Source organism: Polaromonas sp. P1_E1_2 (genome assembly GCF_056406035.1).
Window position 1 is genome coordinate 1 of the sequence record NZ_JBFUAZ010000779.1, and the last position, 1,641, is coordinate 1,641.

The 1,641-nt window shown below is 63.2% G+C and carries 2 protein-coding genes; both read right to left on the minus strand.

The genetic code is table 11. The annotated features are described in order from the left end of the window. The coding region (locus AC1D1P_RS22790) for an E2/UBC family protein (protein ID WP_477674559.1) at window positions 1-936 on the minus strand (936 nt) is incomplete at its 3' end. Continuing rightward, a partial coding sequence (locus AC1D1P_RS22795; RefSeq protein ID WP_477674560.1) for a CBASS cGAMP synthase occupies window positions 933-1,641 on the minus strand: 709 nt, incomplete at its 5' end. The genes AC1D1P_RS22795 and AC1D1P_RS22790, both read right to left, overlap by 4 nt.

Here is a 1,641-nt window from a genome sequence, read left to right on the forward strand (position 1 = left end):
CCTGTGTGCCAAGGTCGGCTGCTGTGGGGTATTGCGCTGACTCACATAGGCGTCATCGAACCGAAAGAGCGACATCGGCAGCACTTCAGAGGCATACAGGCGTTTGCGCAAGGATTCGGTGGTCTTAGCTTCTTTCGGGTCAGGGTCCGGAAAGTTGACGAAGATGGCGTACTGCGTTACGGGAGCCGCTACAACACATAGGGCTGCCTGCCGCCCCTTCCCGCAGGCCACCAGGAGCTTTCGCTCCATGTTGCGCCGCGCCGCAGGGTCGAGCATCCCCTGCCAGGCGAGGAGCGCTGCAATTGTCTTAGGTGGCCAGTCTTCGGTAAGCGGGCGTGGATTCGCAGAACTTTGGACCTTCACCGCCACTGCACCAGTGTCGGGAGCCTCTTCCAGGCCCATGGCCTGCAGCTTCAATCGTGTACCTGCGGGCTGGTTGCCGACAAAGAGCATGCTGGTTCTGTCGGCAGCATAGCCAGCGAACATCACAGTGAGTTCCGATGGACCGTCCCTTTCGACATCGACAAAGCAGGGGGTGCCGTGCCAGAAGGCAAAAAACTCGTCCTCGAGGTCCTTCTTCATCTCTCCGCGCAGGGAAAGGTCCAGCACCTCGGCAGCGCGCTGCAGGTGAGCGACCGTTTGGCCGGCAATGTCGAAGACGTCGGGTACCACGCTGCCCTTGCCCGCGTAGCAGATCTGGCCACCGGCCCCGATGTGCGCCAAGACCTTTGGTGAGGTTGGGGGTAGGGAAACGCTCACCAGAGGGAGCTTTATGCCCTTGGGGTCGACAGATACCACCGCGGCGTGATTGCCCTTGGCGGCATGGAGCGCTCCGTGGAACTCCCAAAAGCCGTTTGCCCGTCGGCGCCGGTACTCGAAGCCGAGCGCCTGGAGCGCGGCGCGCAGCAGCGTGAACGGCGTGTGGTCGGAAGTCATCCAGCCTGCGAGCGGCCGACCAACGGGCTGGCAACCGCCGCTGCAGGCACAGCCTGCACCGTCGCAGTCGCAGTCGTCGGCTTCACGCGTTCGGGTGCGTCCGGGAACCGAGATCCGAACTGGTTGATAAGCCACTGGCAGGCCTGATCCGCGTTGCTGGCGTTGATGGCACCGCGCAAGTTGTCTTCCAACTGCTTGAGCTTGCGGATGGCATCCTCGACCCCGTCTTTGCCCAGCCGGTCGGTGAGCGACTCGGTCTCGTCGGTGGGGTTACAGACGCCTTTGCTGAGCCGCTCTTGCATGGCCTCGACCAAGTCAAGCAGAGCGAGGTCGTCACGCCGGTCCCGAGAGTCGAACACCGGCGCCGCGGCCGCCATCAGCAGGATGGACGAAGGCCCCCCGGTAGGCCACTGCCAGTCACGGAACGCTTTCAGGTACCGCACGCTACGGCGGAACTGCTCACCGAGACGGTCGACCTCCTCGATGAACCACTTCTTGACCGGCCGAGGGTCGGACGGCTTCCAGCCTTCTTCACGATGCGCGAGCAACACTTTGTCGCGCGGCAGGGCGGTCCACGCGTCGCGCTCCGCTTTGATAACCGCCTCGTCCTGGGCGCCAAAGTCGTACCTATTCATCGCGGCCTTGCGCAGTTCTTCAAACTGCTCGTCTGGAATGGCGTAGAGTGGTACGTCGATGTGCGCGCCC